This is a genomic window from Tahibacter aquaticus (assembly GCF_004363655.1).
Classification (GTDB): Bacteria; Pseudomonadota; Gammaproteobacteria; order Xanthomonadales; family Rhodanobacteraceae; genus Tahibacter; species Tahibacter aquaticus.
Map to the genome: position 1 here is coordinate 316491 of NZ_SNZH01000002.1, position 16244 is coordinate 332734.

Genomic DNA, 16244 nt, shown 5'->3' on the forward strand with positions numbered 1-16244 from the left:
GATAAACAAAACAAGCCCGCTATTGGCGGGCTTGTTTTGTTTTGATAGGCCATGCGGGAACTGGTTCGACATGGTTCAAGGCATGGAACCCCTGATAAAACGCCCGATTGTTTTTTCACCCCTTCCGCTGCTGCATCCTCTGCCGCGCCAGATACTCTCCCACCCGCGCCAAACCCTCGTTCGTCGTAACCCGCGGCGAATAGCCCAGATCGCGCCGTGCCGCGGCAATGCTGAACCAGTGCGCCGTCGACAGCTGTTCGACGATGAAGCGCGTCAGCGGCGGCTCGGATTTGATGCGCAGCAGTTTCCAGATGCGCTCCATGTAGGTGCCGGCGAAACGGGCGAAATCCAGCGAGATGCGCCGCGTTTCCGGCGGCAGGCCGGCGGCTTTGAGCAGGGCGTTGATCATCGCGTCCTGGTTGACCGGCTCGCCCTGGGTGATGAAATAGGCCTTGCCGGCGATGGGCGAGCCGGGCTGCAGTTTGTCCAGCGCCAGCACATGCGCTTCTGCCGCATTGTCCACATAGACCGTATCGATCTTTTTCGGCGTATCGCCGATATGGCGCAGGCGGCCTTTTTCCGAGCGCTGCAGGATGCGCGGCAGCAGGTGCGGATCGCCTGGGCCCCAGATCAGGTGCGGGCGCAGAGCGACCGTGGCCAGCTGCGGCGAATTGGCGGCGAGTACGCGCTGCTCGGCCAGTGCCTTGGTCTGCGGATACGGCGCCAGGAAATGCGTCGCGTACGGCGTCGATTCGTTGACGCCATTCAGGTCCTTACCGTTGTGCACAACGCTGGGGCTGGAGGTATACACCAGGCGCCGGATATTGTGGATTTCACAGGCGGCCAGCACCACGTCGGTGCCGCGCACATTGGTTTCGTAGTAGTCCAGCAGCGAGCCCCAGGCACCGGCCTTGGCTGCGGTATGCACGATTGCATCGCAGCCGGCGGCCGCGGTCGCGACCTGGTCCAGGCTGCGCAGGTCGCCGAGGCGCTGTTCCACGCCCAGCGTCTTCAGTTCGGGATAGTCGTGCCGGTTCAGTGCGCGCACTTCGTGACCCCGGGCGACCAGCTGCTTGCAGATGGCCTTGCCGAGAAAGCCGCCGCCACCGGTTACGAGAATTTTCATCGAAGGGTTTCCTGTGGCGAGTGCGCAGCGACTCGATCATAGCGGCCTGAACGTCGATATTCAGGGGCGGGTCGTTTTGCGCGCGCGGCTGTCGGCGATGGAGCAGGGCGGTGCGGGGCAAAAAGCCGTCCGCACCGCCGGTTTTACGCTGTTGCAGCGCTATGCCTACGGCGCCTCGGCCAGATAGGTATAGCCGGTCAGGCCCGTCTCCAGCACCGCTTCGAACGCCTGCGCGGTCTGCTCGCTCAGGCCGGCTGCGGCGATCTTGTCGCGATAGGACTGGCGCAGCACGCCGAGGTCGTAGCCGACATAGTCGAGCATCACGTCGCAGGAGTCGCCGCGCTTGAACTGCGACAACTGTGCCGTGCCGTCGGCACCGACATGCACGCTGACCGCGTCGGTGTCGCCGAACAGGTTGTGGATGTCGCCCAGGGTCTCCTGGTAGGCGCCGACCATGAAGATGCCGAGCCGGTACGACTCGCCGGCACGCAGTTCGTGCAGCGGCAGGCTGACATCGAGGCCGTCTTCTTCCACGTACTGGTCGATGCGTCCGTCGGAATCGCAGGTCAGGTCGCCGATCACGCCGCGCCGCGTCGGTTCTTCGTCCAGCCGCGTCAGCGGCACGATGGGGAAGACCTGGTCGATGGCCCAGACGTCGGGAATCGATTCGAAGACCGAGAAATTGACGAAGTACTTGTCGACCAGGCGCAGGTCGAGTTCGTCGATGGCCTGGCGGTGCGCCCGTTCCTCGGGCTTCAGGCGCATGCGTACGACATTGACGATGGCGTAGAACAAGTCGTCCAGGCGCGCGCGGTCGGCCAGTGACAGCTGGCCCAGCGCGTACAGGGTCTGGCCTTCGGCGACGTGGTGCAGGGCTTCCTGGTACAGCTCCAGCAGCGGGCGTTCGTCCAGCTCGGCGTGGATCTCGCGCAGATGGCGCAGCACGGCGGGTTCGTTGGCCCGTTCGGGCGGAATCGCGCCGACCGGCGCCTGTTCCACTTCGCTGACGTTGACGATCAGCACGGCATGATGCGCCGTCATGGCGCGGCCGGCCTCGGTGATCACCCGCGGTGCCTTCAGCCCGTGCTCGGCACAGGCTTCGGCCAGCGGCTGCACGATGGTGGCGGCGTATTGTTCCAGGCCGTAGTTGATCGAACAGAACGAGCGCGAGCGCGAGCCTTCGTAGTCCACGCCCAGGCCGCCGCCGACGTCCATGGTCGCGATCGGCAGTCCCATCTTGGACAGTTCCACAAAGTAGCGAACTGCCTCGCGCATGCCCGCGGCGATGTCGCGCACATTGGACAGCTGCGAGCCCATGTGGAAGTGCAGCAGTTTCAAGGTGTGGTCGAGCTTGCGCGCGCGCAGCTCCTCGACCAGGTCGAGCACCTGGCGCGGCGTCAGGCCGAACTTGGCCTTGTCGCCGCCGGTGTTCTGCCACTTGCCGGCACCCAGCGTGGCCAGGCGCATGCGCACGCCGAGCAGGGGTTCGACGCCGAGCTCGCGCGATTCCTCGATCACGTGCGCCAGTTCGGACGGCTTTTCGATGACGATGTAGATCTCCAGCCCGAGGCGACGGCCGATCAGGGCCAGGCGGATGTATTCGCGGTCCTTGTAGCCGTTGCAGATCACCGTGCTGCCGGGCTTGGCCAGGGCCAGCACGGCCATCAGTTCCGGCTTGGAGCCGGCTTCCAGGCCGAAACCGGCGTCGCCGCCGGCGGCCAGTTCGCCGGCAACGCCGCGCTGCTGGTTGGTCTTGATGGGAAATACCGCGGTATAGCCGCCGGCATAGTCCCAGTCGGCCATGACCGTGGCGAACGCCGCCTGCAGCCGGGCGCGGCGGTGGTGCAGGATGTCGGAGAAGCGCACCAGCAGCGGCAGGCGCGAGCCCTGTGCCTGTGCCGCGGCGACGATCTCGTCCAGGGCCAGGGCGGCGCCGTCGGGTCCGCGCGGCTGGGCGGTGATGCGGCCCTGCGCATCGATGTCGAAATAGCTTTCGCCCCAATAGGGCACGGCGTAGCGCTGGCGCGCCTGTTCCACGTTCCACGCATTCGTCATTGACGATAGTCCTGTGCAATGGAGAAGGTGCGTCGCAGCGGCGGGCCTGGACGAAAAGCCAGTGGCGCAAGCCACCCTCCCGAAGGCCGGAAGCCTCGCACGCCGCGGGGCCATCGGGCCGGCTATTGTACTGGCCCAAGGTCTAGCGTCGATGACGGTTGTGCTACGGCCCAAAGCGCCTGGGGAATGGGTACAATCGCGCGCCCCGAACCGACCGCAACCTGCCGAGAACAGCGCCATGTCCGATTCCACCTGGTTCACCGAGCAGCACGAGCATTCCGGCTCGTCCATCGGTTTTCGCGTGAAACAGAAACTGCACTCGGAAAAGACGCCGTTCCAGACCATCGAGATCTACGACACGACGGACTGGGGCAAGCTGATGGTCATCGATGGCTGCATGATGGTGAGCAGCCGCGACAACTTCCTGTATCACGAGATGATGTCGCACCCGGCGCTGTTCACCCATGCGCGCGCCAAGCGTGTCGTCATCATCGGCGGCGGCGACTGCGGCACGCTGCGTGAAGTGCTGCGGCACGACGAAGTGGAAAAGGCCGTCCAGGTCGAGATCGACGAGCGCGTGACGCGCCTGGCCGAAAAATATTTCCCCGAGCTGTGCGAAGCCAACGACGATCCGCGCGCTGAACTGCTGTTCATCGACGGCATCAAGTACATGGCCGAGTGCGAGCCGGAATCGCTGGATCTGATCATCGTCGATTCCACCGATCCGGTCGGTCCGGCCGAAGGCCTGTTCAATGCCGCGTTCTATACCAGCTGCTACAAGGCGCTGCGCCATGGCGGCATCCTGGTGCAGCAATCCGAGTCGCCGCTGGTGCATCTGGATCTGATCAAATCGATGCGCGTGGCGATGAAGAGCGCCGGCTTCCAGTCGGCCAAGACACTGAATTTCCCGCAGCCGTGCTATCCCACCGGCTGGTGGAGCTGCACCATGGTGCGCAAGGGTGCCGATCTGGCCGGCTTCCGAGAACGCGGCGCCGCGAGCAAGCAGTTCCCCACGCGCTACTACAACGTCGACATGCACCGCGCTGCGCTGGCCATGCCGGAGTTCGTGCGCGAGGCCCTGGGCGAGTAGAACGTTTCGCCGCGCCGGCAGCTTCGCTGCGCCGGCGCGGCCGCCCGGCCTGGCGCCGGCACCGACCATCGCCGCATTGCAGCATGAGGCCGGCGCGCGAATACTCGGCGCCCGATGAGTGTCTTCGCCTCCTTCGCCTTCGTACTGCTGCTGCTGGCCCTGGGCCGTACCCTGTCCTGGCGGCGGCTGGTTCCCGACAGCGCGCCCGACGCCCTGAACATCGTGGTGCTGTACATCTGCATGCCGGCCTCGATCCTGCTGCAGGTGCCCAAGCTGCAGTTCAGCAGCACGACCCTGAGCGTGGTGCTGGTGCCATGGCTGCTGTTGGGGTTCAGCACGCTGCTGGTGCTTGGCGCAGCGCGCTTGTGGCGCCTGCAGCGCGCCGACACGGCCGTGCTGCTGCTGGAAGTGCCCCTGGGTAATACCTCGTTCCTCGGCTATGCGCTGGTGCCGGTACTGGCCAGCCATGCGGCCATGCCGTTTGCCGTGCTGTACGACCAGTTCGGCAGTTTCCTGATCCTTTCCACCTTCGGCCTCAGTGTCATCGCGGTGTATTCCGGCGGTGCGCGGCCATCGCCGGCCGTGGTGCTGGGACGGGTGATGCGCTTTCCGCCCTTCCTCGCCCTGGTGTTCGCGCTGACCCTGATGCCGGCGCAGCCGCCGGAAGAAATCGTCAAGGTGCTGCAGCAGCTGGCCAATGCCATGTTGCCCATGGTCGGCCTGGCCCTGGGCATGCAGTTGCGCCTGCGCCTGCCGCGGGCGCAGCTGCTGCCGCTGGGGCTGGGCTTGTGCGGCAAGCTGCTGGTTGTGCCGGCACTGGCCTGGGCCTTGAGCCTGCTGCTGGGCCTGCATCCGGATGCGCGTGCGGCAGTGGTGCTGGAATCGGCCATGCCGCCGATGATCACGGCCGCGGCGCTGGCGGCCATGGCGCGGCTGTCGCCGGAACTGGGCTCGGCCCTGGTCGGTTACGGCGTGGTGCTGTCGATGCTGACCCTGCCGCTGTGGCGCTGGTGGCTGGGCTACTGAAGCGGTTCGGGGCTGCGGCGCAAATCGACGTGCTTGTCGCGCTCTGCGCAAAACGCGGCATAGCCCAGCTGGCCACGAAAATGCCATCGACAGCGTAAGGTGCGATGAGCGAATGCGAATTGCACAGCAAGGCCTTTCCGCCGGCTTCCATCGCCGGCAGACACGGCGCAATTCGCTTTGCTCATCGCGCCCCGCATGAAGCGTGTCTTTGCCTGGTTGGCCGCAAACGAAAAAGCCACGCGCGTAGGCGCGTGGCTTTGCTTCAGCAGTCGCTTGTCTGTCCTGGCGTTACGGACAGGTGGTGCCCTGCACCGTCGTCACGCGTTCCAGTGCCAGCGTGCCCGAGGCACTGAAGGCCGGGTCGGTCGAGGTCCATTGCACCTGGCCGGCGCTGCAGCTGGTGAAGGTGAAGGTCAGCGTGCCCCAGGGCGGGTTGGTGATCTGGGCCGGGTCGAAGTTCGGCGGGAAGCGGCCGCCGCGGCTCTTCACGGCCTGCATTTCGATGCGGTTGTTGGCGATGGTGCCGACGCCGAGTATCCAGACCTGGTTGCCGGCGTTGTCGAAGGTGAACCAGAACGCGGTGACGGTGGTGTCGTTGACCTTTTCCAGCTGGAAGCCATGGCCGCTCTGGGCCGGGTTGAACCAGTTGCCGCTGACGCCGGTACCGATGGAGAACGTCGGCGTGTCGTTCGGCTGCACGATGATCTTGCCGGACATGCCCGCTCCGCCGGGACCGCCGTGGGCGGTGCAGTAGTAGCCGACCGTGCCGACCGTATCGAAGGTCAGGGTCTGGCTCCATTCGCCGGAAGCGGGCGCGCCGCCGCTGGTATAGCCTTCGCGATAGCAGTCGGTGGCACAGCGGAAGCTGCCGTCGTCGGCAGCAACATTGTGGAAACCGCCTGCATTGCGAAATGTGACCGTATCGCCGGCCTTGATCGTCAGCGACGACGGCGAGTAGCCATTGCCCGCTGCGCCACCGACGGTGACCACGTGATTGGCGGCCGAGGCCAGCCAGGTGCTTAGCAGCAGGCAAGTGCCTGCCAGGTATTGAACGATTCGCCGGTTCATCGTGGAAATCTCCGTAGTTGCGGCGCGCGCAGCGGCGCGGCCTTCAGTCGCGATCAGGTCATGGTCAACCGGCGCGCAATGGCGCTGGTTGCAGGACGTGAGTACCGGCAACGGGAGAAACGGTTGCATGAATGCGGCGGCGGACAGGGCAGAGCCGCTGGCGTCGGCGCCTCAGAAGTTCCAGACCAGCGTGGTGACCCAGCGGTTGCGTTCGCTCGATCCGGTGTTGTAACGCAGCGCTCCCCGCGTGGCCAGCAGCAGCGAAGAGTAAATGTGTACATCGCCGATGCCGTAGCTCAGGCCGGCACTGCCGTAGGAATAGTTCAGATCGGCCTTGTGCACGCGGGCAAGGCCCAGGCCGAAATGGGCGGCCAGACGGCCACGAATCGGCTGGTTGTAGCTGAGTTCTGCGGCGGCCGCGAAGCCGGTGGCGGCGCCGCGGTAGGTAAAGATGCCCGGGGTATCGGGCGACAGAGCCAGCGAAAGGCGCCAGCGGCCGCGCCAGCCGACCGCGGCAGTGAGTTCGTTGTAGTTGAGTTCGTCGCGCCAGATATTCGACGGTGACTCGTAATGCATCAGCCCCAGCTTGGCCGACCAGTCCTCGTCCAGCTGCCAGCGCCGGTCCAGATATACGGTGTACTGCACGCCGGCGTCCTGGAAGCGCGGCTTCTCCCGCGATGCGCCGATACCGGCGGTCCAGCGCCCATCGACGCTGTAGTGCAGGTCGGCCAGCCAGGCGGGCTCGCCGGAACTCAACGATACGCCGCGGTATACATTGTCGCTGCCATAGCCCAGTGCTCCCCCCCAGCCCTGGGCAAGGACCAGTGAAGGTACGGCGGCGAACAACAGTGCAATCAACCGTACCCCAGGACCTGGCATAGCGCAGAATCTGCCTGCATTGAGCGAATTCGAAGAAGGAAGTTATACCGATTTCGCCGCGGCGATTGCGCTGACAATCACGCCGGGGAGGAAATACGGACGGGGCGCAACCATTTCCCGCTGGGCGGGCACTCACAGCATCGAACCCCTGCGCAAGCCTAGCCGATGAAGCCGACGCCTGACGACCAGCCAGTACGCAGCGAGGTCCGTCCCGACAACGAGACAGACCTGCGCGACCGTGCCTGGCTCGGTGCGGTAGCGCGGGGCGACCGGGCGGCTTTCGAGCGTCTGTACCTGGCGCACCAGCCGGCGCTGGCGCGTTTCATCGCGCGCCATTCCTCGCGCCGCGACCTGATCGACGAAATCATCAACGATGCATTCTGGGTGGTATGGCGCAAGGCGGCGGAATTCCGTGGCGACTCCAAAGTGGCCACCTGGATCATCGGCATCGCTTACCGCTGCATGCTCAAGGCGCTGCGCAGCAACAACCTGCCGGCCGAAGCCGAGAGCGAAACCGTGCTGGACGAAGCACTGGCCGATTTCAGCAGCGAAGCCGAGCAGCGCGAACTGCGCGACTGGGTAAGGCGTGGCCTGTCCCTGCTGGCGCCGGAGCAGCGCATGACCATGGAGCTGGCCTATTTCCTCGGCCAGTCCTGCGACGAAATTGCCGCCATCATGAATTGCGCCAGCGGCACGGTGAAGGCACGCATGTTCCATGCGCGCCTGCGCCTGCGCAATTCGCTGCCGGCCCTCGGCGGCGACGCGGCCCATCACTTCGCGCGGAAATGACAGCATGAATCACGACACCACTCCGCACAGCCAGATCTGGGAACTGATTCCCTGGGTTGCCAACGGCACTGCCACGCCGGCACAGCAGCAGCGTGTGCAGGAACACCTGCGCGACTGCAGCGACTGCCGCGACGAATACGCCCAGCAATGCCGTTTCCTGGCCGGCATGCAGCTCGACGATGACGCGCCGCCGGCAGCCGAACCAGCGCTGCGCCGGCTGATGCAGCGCATCGATGCGGCCGAACCCGCCATCCTGCCGGCGCCGTCTGCGCCGGCGCGTTTGGCCGCACGTGCGGTGCCCTGGCTGGCTGCCGCCGTGGTGGTACAGGCCATCGGCCTGGCCCTGCTCGGCAGCGCGCTGGTGCAGCGCCCGCCGGCAACCCGCGCCGACTACGTCACCCTGAGCCAGGCGCCGGCCAGCGAGCGCGCCGCCGTACGCCTGGTTGCCGCGCCGGAAATGGATCTGGCCAGCCTGCGCCGGGTGCTTGGCGAAACCGGCCTGCATATCGTGCAGAGCAATGCCGACAACAGCATCTTCGGCCTGGCACCGGCACGCACTGCGCCGGCCGTGGATGTCGCCGAAGCGATTGCGCGCCTGCGCCGCGAACCCGGCGTGCTGCTGGCCGAGCCGGCCGCCGGCACGGCGGCACTGCACTGAGGCCGGCCATGACCATCACTCTGCGCTCGCGCTATGCCCTGGTCCGCTGGCTGGGCCTGTGGCTGCTGCTGTTGCCGCTGCTGGCAGGCGCCCAGGGTGCAGCACCGGACTGGTCGGCTGGCTATGACGCTACGCGCATGATCGTGATCGCGGTGGCGAACAAGCCCGAACCTTCGCCTGCGGCCGGCGCCACGCCGCGCGGCTACGATGCCCTGCCCAGCTATGCCGGCAGCGAGCGGGCGAACGGCCTGGCGGCCAAGATCGCTGCGGAATACGGCCTGCAGGAAATCTCGGCCTGGACCATAGAGCCGCTGCGCCTGCGCTGCCTGGTCTATCTGTTGCCGCCGTCGGCCGATCGCGACGAGACCCTGGCGCGGCTCAACCGCGACCGCCGCGTACGCCTGGCCCAGCCGCTGCAGGAGTTCGACACCCTGAGCCTGCCCACCGCGGCGCCGCCGGGCGCGCAGTACAACGACCCCTATCTTTCGCTGCAGCACAATTTTTCCACCATTGCCGCGGCGGACGCACAGCGCTGGACGCGCGGCGAGGGCGTCGAGATCGCCCTGATCGACACCGGCCTGGATGCCGATCACCCGGACCTGGCCGGGCGCATCGCCGGCCAGCGCAATTTCGTCGGCAACGTAGCCGTATCGGCGGCGGAACGCCACGGCACCGAAGTCGCGGGTGTCATCTCCGCCGTGGCGGACAACAAATTGGGCATTGTAGGCATTGCACCGAATGCAAAATTGTTCGCCTATCGCGCCTGCTGGTCGCTGCCGGGACAGGCGGCCGGCGCACGCTGCAACTCCTATACGCTGGCCCTGGCACTGGGTGCGGCGATTGCGTCGAACGCGCGCATCATCAACCTGAGCCTGGGCGGACCGGCCGATCCGCTGCTGCAGCAACTGCTGCAGCATGCGGTGCGCCACGGCGCCATCGTCGTCGGCGCGGTGCCGCCGGACCGGCGCATGGACGGCTTTCCGGTCGGCGTGCCCGGCGTGATCGCCGTGGCGTCGGCGGAAGATCCCAGGCCCGACGCACCAGCCCTGGCTGCGCCGGGGCGCGACATTCTCACGCTGGAACCGGGCGGCAGCTTCGACTATGCCTCGGGCAGCTCGCTTGCGACGGCGCAGGTCACCGGCGCCATCGCCCTGCTGCTGGCGCTCAAGCCTGGCCAGGATGCTGCGGGGCTGTACGCCTTGTTGAGCAGTACCCAGAAAAGCGCCGGCGCGCCGATCGACATCTGCGCCGCTGTTGCGCGCATAGATCCGGATGGCGGGTTTTGCGCCCCGGCCACGCTCGACCGCAAGCCGGACCACTGAAGCCATGACCGTTCCCCTGCACACGCCCACCCCGATCGGCACGCGTGTCGTAGCCCTGTGCCTGCTGATGCTGCTGAGCCAGTGGGCCTGGGCGCAACAGGACCGCGCCGCCTTCGCACAGAGCCTGCCGTCGTCGGATTTTTCCGGCAGCGACGTGGCCGCGAGCACACGCCGTTTCCTGGCGGCGCCGGGCTTTGCCCGTGCCCGCGTGGCGGAAAATCCGCTGGCGCCGGGAGCTACGCCGGTCGGCGAGAAAACCTGTATCGCCTGCCACCAGCTGGAGAGCGATCACTTCACCCACACCCTGCACGCACTGGGCCTGCATGCGGCGGCCAAGGCCGATCCGGCAATTCCGGTGTGCGAAACCTGCCACGGACCGGGTTCGGCGCATGCGCAGGAGCCGGCCGGGAAAGGCCTGATCATCGGCTATACGCGCAAGTCGGCCACGCCGATTGCGCTGCAGACGCGCACCTGCCTGACCTGCCACGAAGGCGGCGCCCGCGATCACTGGCTGGGTTCCATCCACCAGCGCAACGATCTTTCCTGCAGCGACTGCCACAACCCGATGGCGAAGTTTTCCGCCGACGGCCTGCTCGCGCGCCGCTCGATCAACGATACCTGTGCACAATGTCACAATGATGTGAAGCAGCAGTTCGGCCGCCGTTCGCACATGCCGCTGCAGGAAGGGCAGATGAGCTGTGTCGACTGCCACAATCCACACGGCTCGCTGACGGCGCCGCTGCTCAAGACCGCAACCGTCAACGAAACCTGCTACCAGTGCCACGCGGAGAAACGCGGGCCTTTCCTGTTCGAGCATGCGCCGGTGCGCGACAGCTGCCTCAACTGCCACACGCCGCACGGTTCGAATCAGCACGCGCTGCTGGTCGCGCCGCTGCCCTTGCTGTGCCAGCAGTGCCACAGCCAGCTCGGCCATCCGAACGATCTGCACACACCGGCCTCGCTGGCCAATGGCGCGCACCCGGACGAACGCCTGATGGGCCGCGCCTGCCTTACCTGTCATGCGCAGATCCACGGGTCCAACGCGCCTTCGGGCCCGAAATTCCATGAATAGCCAGGGAGCCAGGCCATGCCGACATTGCCGCTAGCACCGCTGACCCTGGCCCTGCTGCTGGCCCTGCCCATGGCGGTGCGCGCCGACAGTGGCGTCGGCGTGGACAGCGTGCGCGCCAACAAGCTCGACCCCAGTGCGGGCGTTGCCGGCGCGCCGGCCGATGCGCGCGGCACCAGCTGGCTGCGGCCGGGCCAAAGCCGTTCACCCAGCGGCAACCTGTACGAATGCCCGTTGCTGCCGCCGTCGCTGCAGCAGGCTGGCGAATGGGAATACGACGGCCATGTGCAGGTCGGCTATCTGTCCGCCTTCGGCGACGACGACAACGCCTTGTGGAACCGCTACGTCGCCTGGGACAGCGGCCTGGTACTGGGGCTGCTGGAAATCGCCCTGCGCCGCCCGGCCGATGGCAGCTATGCCGACGTGCGGGCCAGCCGCATCAGCAGCGACGACGCCTTCTTCGATGCTGCCTTCGGCCGCGCCGGCAGCTACAAGGTGCAGGCCTTCCTGCGCGAGCTGCCCAACGTGGTCAGCAGCAATACGCGCTCGATCTGGAACGGCGTCGGCAGCAATGAACTGACCCTGCTGCCGGGGCTGACACCGGGTGGCAGCAGCAGCGCAGACGTGGCCGCCGTCGCCTCGGGTCTGCCGAACCGCCGCCTCAGCGTAGTTCGCAGCAAGACCGGGCTGGGCGTCGATGCCTACCTCGACAGCCGCTGGAGCGTATACGGCCATGTCAGCGAGGAACAGCGCCGCGGTGCGCGGCCGTTCGGTGGCGCCTTTTTCTACAATTTCCTCTTTCCGGGCAATGCCGGCGCGCTGGAAACGCTCAAGCCCGTCAACGACAGCACCATCAACCTCGACGCCGGCCTGCGCTTCGCCGGTGCGCGCTGGCGCATGGATTTCGCCTACACCGGCTCGTTCTATCGCGACAGCGACCGCAGCTTCCGCTTCGAAAGCCCGTTCGCCCTGACGCCGACGCGGCCTGGGGCGCGCTCTGCGCCGATCTACCAGGGCCAGTTCGCGCTGGAGCCCGACAACGACTACCACAACCTGCGCGGCAGCCTGACCCGGCGCCTGCCTTGGAACGGCGAGCTGTCGCTCACCGCCTCGGCCGGCCGCATGAGCCAGGACGACGAGCTGATCGCGCCGATCGACTGCCAGGGCACTTTCGGCGTGGATACCGCGGGTACCGGCGTGTCGGGGCCGAACAATCCATTCCTGTACAACTGCGCAGACTGGAATACGCCGGCCGCCTTGTCGCGCCGCAGCGCCGACCTGCGCATCGATACCGCGCTGTTCGATGGCCGCTTCAGCGTACAGCCCAGCAGTGCCTGGCTGCTGCGCGGCGGACTGAAGTTCGAGCGCGAGGACTATCGCAATACCTATCTCGCTTACAACCCGCTGACCGGCGATTACGGCTATATCGCCGAAAACGGCGCGATGGCAAGCATCCTGCCTGGCGTGGTCGGTACCTGGAACCCGCTGACCTCGCCGTCGGCCATCACGCGCGTGCGCAGCCTGCCGCTGGACGAACAGACCGCGACGGCCAATGCCGGTGCCGACTGGCGCCTGGCCGCAAGGACTACGCTGGGCCTCACTGTGCAGCGCGAGCAGCAGGAACAGAGCAATCGCGAGCGGCGCCGTGTCGACCGCGACAGCGTCAGGCTCAGTTTCGTCGACCGCAGCCTGGACTGGCTGACCGTGCGTGCCAACTACAGCTGGATAGAGCAGGGCGGCAGCCGCTATGAATCCAATCCCTACGAATTTCTGTATTCCTCCAGTTTGCCGGGCTTCGTGCCGCCTGCCGGCGGCGTGCCTGCGTTCACCGTGGATGCGTTGCGCAAGTACGACCTGAGCGACCGGCGCGAGCACAAGTTTGATCTGAAGACCACGCTGGCCCTCGGCGCGCAGACCAGCCTCAGCGCCGGCCTGCGCGGCGACTGGAACGACTATGGCGCGGAGATCGGCCGCCAGGCCTACGACCGCAACGGCATCGACCTGCAATGGGAATGGCAGCCGTCGGCCGCTACGCGCGGCAGCATCTACTACGGTTTCGAACGCGCGCGCCTGCGCATCGCGAACGTGGCCGACGTGGCGTTCGGCCCGGACGGTTCGCTGGGCGGCCCCGACTATCCCACCCAGGCGCGCTGGTGGGCGTACGACAAGCAGCGCAGCCGCAGCGCCGGCGCCAGCCTCGACCACGACTTCGGCCCACTGCGCCTGGACGCGAACTGGAACCTCACCGATACGCGCGGCCTGACCAGCTACCGCTTCAATGCACCCGATGCGCTGGCCTATTTCGCCGACGGCCTGGATGGCGCGCGCGAGGGCGCCTTCCCGCTCATGCGCTATCGCGTCGACAGCCTTACCGTGGGACTGAGTTTTCCGCTGTCGTCGCGTTTTTCGCTGCGCGTTTTCGACAATTTCGAGCGCGGCCGCATCCAGGACTGGCACTACCTCGGGCTGGAGCAGGCGCGCGTGATCGATCATCGCGTCTACAGCGACGGTGGCCCGCAAAGCTATACCAGCAACCTGATCGGCCTGCTGCTGGACATCAGGCTGTAAGGCAGTACAGGGGACATCCGGCGGGCTGCCGAAAGCCCGCCGTAACACGTTGTAAATAAGTAAACAAGGAGACTGACATGCGCATCCCCAACTCTGTGTGCCTCGTTTTGCTGGCGGCGCTGCCGTTCGCGGCGGCTGCGGCCGATCATGAAGTGCTGGTCGGCCAGGGCGGCAATACCTTCCAGCCGAATTTTCTCGAAATTCGCGCTGGCGACACGGTGACGTTCCGCCAGGTCGCCGGATTCCACAATGTGGCGACCCTGGCCGGTGCAGTGACGGCATTCCGCTGCGGGCCGAACGGCTGCGACGGGGTGGGCAGCGGCAACGGTGAACCCGGCGGCGGCGTGTGGTCGCAGACCGTGGCGTTTCCGACCATGGGCACCATCGACTACCTCTGCGATGTGCACGGCCAGGTGATGAGCGGCAGCATCGTCGTCAATCCGGTGCCGGTGACGCTGCAGAAGTTCGAGATCGACTGAAACCTGCCAGCGCCTGCGCCGGAGTCTTGCGATGAAGTGGACAATTGCACTGGCCAGCCTGTTGTTCGCCGCGCAAGCCGGCGCGCAGATGGTCGACTTGCGCGCGGCCGATGCCGTCGGCGGCGATGCGGCGGCGGGGGCGGCCAAGGTCGCGGTCTGCGTTGCCTGCCACGGTCCTGGCGGCAATGCCGTGGTGCCGGCGTTCCCGGCTCTGGCGGCGCAGCATGCAGGCTATCTCTACCAGAGCTTGGCCGGCTTCCAGCGCCGGGCCGATCCGGCCTCGCCGATGACGGCGCAGGTGAAAGACCTGAGCGACACCGATCTGCGCAACATCGCCGCCTATTTCGCCGCCCAGCCGCGCAGCGCGGCGGCGACGGCGGTTGCCGGCGAGGCCGGGGCACGGCTGTTCCGCCAGGGCGATGCCCGGCGCGGCATTCCGCCCTGCCAGGGTTGCCACGGCGTTGCCGGGCAGGGCCATCCCTTGCGCGGCAGCGCCCCGCGCTACGACTACTATCCGGCGCTGGCGCAGCAGCAGTCGGCCTATCTGGTGGCGCGACTGGCCCAGTACCGCGACGGCAAGCTGGCCGATTCCAGCAACGCGCTGATCATGCGCGGCGTCGCCCACAACCTCGACGACGCGGCAATCCGCAGCCTGGCCGACTGGCTGGCTGCAATGCCGCGCTGAACCCGCCGCCCATCCCACGGAGACTACCGATGCGTACGACTGGCAATGCTCCGCCGACTTTTCCCGGCCTGTCGCGCCGGCATTTCCTGCAGCTGGCCGCCGGCAGCGGGGTTGCGCTGCTACTGGCGCAGCGCGCCGCTGCCGAGCTGCCGCCGTTGACGGAAACCGATCCTACCGCACAGGCCCTGGGCTACCGGGCGGACGCGGCGCAGGTCGACGCAGCCAAGTTTCCGCAGCGCAAGGACGGACAGCATTGTGGTAATTGCAATTTCTATCAGGCCGGCGCCTGCCAGCTGTTTCCGGGCAAGCGTGTCAGCGACAAGGGCTGGTGCTCGGCGTATGCCGCGAAACCCTAGCCGCAGGCTATGGGCGGTGCGAGGGCGCAATTCGCCGGCGCTTGTCGCAGCCTGCGGGAGCCGCGTCGGCCGGGCGTCGCTGCGGTAGGGCGTCATAGCGGTAGGGCGCGATGAGCGCCAGCGAATTGCGCCGCAAGGTCTGCCACCGCGGTGCAATCAGACCGACGTGCCCAGCCGCTTGTTCAGGTCTTTCAGCTTGGACAGCTGCTGTACCAGCAGCGGCACCTGGTCCAGCGAGGTTACATAGCGCCAGACGTAGGAAAACGTCGCATAGATATCGCCGGCGCGGCTGGTATCGCCCTGGGCCAGGCGTGCCAGAGCGACCACGAACAGCAATACCACGGTGATTTCCATCGCACCGAAAGCTTTCGCCTCGCTGTCGGACAAGCGCACGCGCCAGCCGCTCAAGGCGCGGAAATGGCGCTGCACCGCGCTGGCACGGCCGCGCCGCAGTACTTCGATCTCGCGTTCGAGCCGGTCATTGAGGCCGCGGTTGAGGCGCAAGGAGCGCCGCGCCAGCCAGCGGTTGATCAGCACCAGCGGAAAGATCAGCACCAGGCAGGCCGCGCCGATGGCCGTATCCAGCCAGAACAGCGCGCTCAGCGAGATGACCAGGCCGATAATGGCGAACATCAACGCCGGTATGTCGCGTTCGAGGAAAGTGATGTATTCGCGCGAAAGCGCACTGCGGGCGGCAATGGTCGACGGTTCGATGCCGTCGGCGTGCGCGCGCTGCACGAAGTTGCTGGCCATGTCCGCATACAGGCGCGTGAACACGCGCGTGTCGAGCATCTTGGCGCTCACTTCCAGTACCAGGGCCAGGCCATGGCAGGCCACCAGCCAGCCGATGGCGAGATAGTCCTTGCGCAGCACGCCGTTGATGGCGACAGCGGTAGCCAGCGGATACAGCTGGCCGGCGATGCAGCCGCCGATGGCCAGCGCATACGCCGCGGCCAGGCGCCAGCGATGCCTCACGACGAACGGATAGATCACGATGCTCTCTCCCGTCGCGGTGGCGTTGCAGCCGGGCCCGCAGCCCGCACCGGCCCGCGCTGGCGGGCCGGCGTCAGCAGC

Annotated in this window: 16 protein-coding genes; 11 read left to right on the forward strand and 5 right to left on the reverse strand. The window is 66.8% G+C overall.

Going from position 1 to position 16244, the window contains the following annotated elements:
* Nucleotides 1-115: 115 nt before the first annotated feature.
* Entirely contained in the window at nucleotides 116-1126 is a 1011-nt protein-coding gene (locus DFR29_RS04195) for an NAD-dependent epimerase/dehydratase family protein (protein WP_133817311.1), read from the reverse strand.
* Between the two features lie 13 nt (nucleotides 1127-1139).
* Here DFR29_RS04195 and DFR29_RS28980 point away from each other — a divergent pair, with 13 nt between their 5' ends.
* Entirely contained in the window at nucleotides 1140-1313 is a 174-nt protein-coding gene (locus DFR29_RS28980) for a hypothetical protein (protein WP_166653860.1), read from the forward strand.
* Here the strand turns inward: DFR29_RS28980 and speA are convergent.
* The gene (speA, locus tag DFR29_RS04200; RefSeq protein ID WP_133817312.1) at nucleotides 1292-3181 is read right to left on the reverse strand and encodes an arginine decarboxylase; all 1890 of its coding nucleotides are present in this window, start codon (nucleotides 3179-3181) and stop codon (nucleotides 1292-1294) included. The two genes, DFR29_RS28980 and speA, sit on opposite strands and share 22 nt — an antisense overlap.
* Nucleotides 3182-3419: 238 nt before the next feature.
* Between speA and speE the strand changes: the two genes are divergently transcribed.
* Entirely contained in the window at nucleotides 3420-4271 is an 852-nt protein-coding gene (gene speE / locus DFR29_RS04205; protein ID WP_133817313.1) for a polyamine aminopropyltransferase, read from the forward strand.
* A 114-nt stretch (nucleotides 4272-4385) separates the two neighbouring features.
* Nucleotides 4386-5297 carry an AEC family transporter gene (locus DFR29_RS04210; RefSeq protein ID WP_133817314.1) on the forward strand — a complete coding sequence of 304 codons (912 nt, stop codon included), beginning with the start codon at nucleotides 4386-4388 and terminating at the stop codon, nucleotides 5295-5297.
* A 288-nt stretch (nucleotides 5298-5585) separates the two neighbouring features.
* On the opposite strand, the gene DFR29_RS04215 is transcribed toward DFR29_RS04210, so the two are convergent.
* Entirely contained in the window at nucleotides 5586-6365 is a 780-nt protein-coding gene (locus DFR29_RS04215; protein WP_166653861.1) for a cupredoxin domain-containing protein, read from the reverse strand.
* Between the two features lie 171 nt (nucleotides 6366-6536).
* Nucleotides 6537-7223 (reverse strand): TorF family putative porin, encoded by a 687-nt coding sequence (locus DFR29_RS04220; RefSeq protein WP_133817316.1) that lies wholly within the window; start codon nucleotides 7221-7223, stop codon nucleotides 6537-6539.
* Nucleotides 7224-7409: 186 nt separating this feature from the next.
* Between DFR29_RS04220 and DFR29_RS04225 the strand changes: the two genes are divergently transcribed.
* From DFR29_RS04225 to DFR29_RS04260, 8 genes are all read left to right on the forward strand, one after another.
* Nucleotides 7410-8033, forward strand: a complete 624-nt coding sequence (locus tag DFR29_RS04225) for an RNA polymerase sigma factor (RefSeq protein WP_133817317.1) — start codon at nucleotides 7410-7412, stop codon at nucleotides 8031-8033.
* A 4-nt stretch (nucleotides 8034-8037) separates the two neighbouring features.
* On the forward strand, nucleotides 8038-8691 hold the full coding sequence (locus tag DFR29_RS04230) for a zf-HC2 domain-containing protein (RefSeq protein ID WP_166653862.1): 654 nt from the start codon (nucleotides 8038-8040) through the stop codon (nucleotides 8689-8691).
* Between the two features lie 8 nt (nucleotides 8692-8699).
* Complete coding sequence (locus DFR29_RS04235; protein ID WP_133817319.1) at nucleotides 8700-10013, forward strand: S8 family peptidase; 1314 nt, start codon at nucleotides 8700-8702, stop codon at nucleotides 10011-10013.
* A 4-nt stretch (nucleotides 10014-10017) separates the two neighbouring features.
* Nucleotides 10018-11085, forward strand: a complete 1068-nt coding sequence (locus DFR29_RS04240) for a DmsE family decaheme c-type cytochrome (protein ID WP_133817320.1) — start codon at nucleotides 10018-10020, stop codon at nucleotides 11083-11085.
* 15 nt (nucleotides 11086-11100) lie between these two features.
* Complete coding sequence (locus DFR29_RS04245; RefSeq protein WP_133817321.1) at nucleotides 11101-13650, forward strand: MtrB/PioB family outer membrane beta-barrel protein; 2550 nt, start codon at nucleotides 11101-11103, stop codon at nucleotides 13648-13650.
* Between the two features lie 77 nt (nucleotides 13651-13727).
* Nucleotides 13728-14129: a cupredoxin domain-containing protein gene (locus DFR29_RS04250; protein ID WP_133817322.1), complete on the forward strand. Its 402-nt coding sequence runs from the start codon at nucleotides 13728-13730 to the stop codon at nucleotides 14127-14129.
* Between the two features lie 31 nt (nucleotides 14130-14160).
* Nucleotides 14161-14814 carry a c-type cytochrome gene (locus tag DFR29_RS04255; protein WP_133817323.1) on the forward strand — a complete coding sequence of 218 codons (654 nt, stop codon included), beginning with the start codon at nucleotides 14161-14163 and terminating at the stop codon, nucleotides 14812-14814.
* 29 nt (nucleotides 14815-14843) lie between these two features.
* Nucleotides 14844-15170, forward strand: a complete 327-nt coding sequence (locus tag DFR29_RS04260; RefSeq protein WP_133817324.1) for a high-potential iron-sulfur protein — start codon at nucleotides 14844-14846, stop codon at nucleotides 15168-15170.
* A 156-nt stretch (nucleotides 15171-15326) separates the two neighbouring features.
* Here DFR29_RS04260 and DFR29_RS04265 read toward each other — a convergent pair whose 3' ends face one another.
* On the reverse strand, nucleotides 15327-16163 hold the full coding sequence (locus DFR29_RS04265) for an ABC transporter six-transmembrane domain-containing protein (protein ID WP_166653863.1): 837 nt from the start codon (nucleotides 16161-16163) through the stop codon (nucleotides 15327-15329).
* Nucleotides 16164-16244: the final 81 nt, after the last annotated feature.

Bases quoted from the DNA above. Each gene is read 5' to 3' on its own strand.
- DFR29_RS04195 (WP_133817311.1), bottom strand. From the start codon at position 1,126: ATGAAAATTCTCGTAACCGGTGGCGGCGGCTTTCTCGGCAAGGCCATC.
- speA (WP_133817312.1), bottom strand. From the start codon at position 3,181: ATGACGAATGCGTGGAACGTGGAACAGGCGCGCCAGCGCTACGCCGTG.
- speE (WP_133817313.1), top strand. From the start codon at position 3,420: ATGTCCGATTCCACCTGGTTCACCGAGCAGCACGAGCATTCCGGCTCG.
- DFR29_RS04210 (WP_133817314.1), top strand. From the start codon at position 4,386: ATGAGTGTCTTCGCCTCCTTCGCCTTCGTACTGCTGCTGCTGGCCCTG.
- DFR29_RS04215 (WP_166653861.1), bottom strand. From the start codon at position 6,365: ATGAACCGGCGAATCGTTCAATACCTGGCAGGCACTTGCCTGCTGCTA.
- DFR29_RS04225 (WP_133817317.1), top strand. From the start codon at position 7,410: ATGAAGCCGACGCCTGACGACCAGCCAGTACGCAGCGAGGTCCGTCCC.
- DFR29_RS04230 (WP_166653862.1), top strand. From the start codon at position 8,038: ATGAATCACGACACCACTCCGCACAGCCAGATCTGGGAACTGATTCCC.
- DFR29_RS04235 (WP_133817319.1), top strand. From the start codon at position 8,700: ATGACCATCACTCTGCGCTCGCGCTATGCCCTGGTCCGCTGGCTGGGC.
- DFR29_RS04240 (WP_133817320.1), top strand. From the start codon at position 10,018: ATGACCGTTCCCCTGCACACGCCCACCCCGATCGGCACGCGTGTCGTA.
- DFR29_RS04245 (WP_133817321.1), top strand. From the start codon at position 11,101: ATGCCGACATTGCCGCTAGCACCGCTGACCCTGGCCCTGCTGCTGGCC.
- DFR29_RS04250 (WP_133817322.1), top strand. From the start codon at position 13,728: ATGCGCATCCCCAACTCTGTGTGCCTCGTTTTGCTGGCGGCGCTGCCG.
- DFR29_RS04255 (WP_133817323.1), top strand. From the start codon at position 14,161: ATGAAGTGGACAATTGCACTGGCCAGCCTGTTGTTCGCCGCGCAAGCC.
- DFR29_RS04260 (WP_133817324.1), top strand. From the start codon at position 14,844: ATGCGTACGACTGGCAATGCTCCGCCGACTTTTCCCGGCCTGTCGCGC.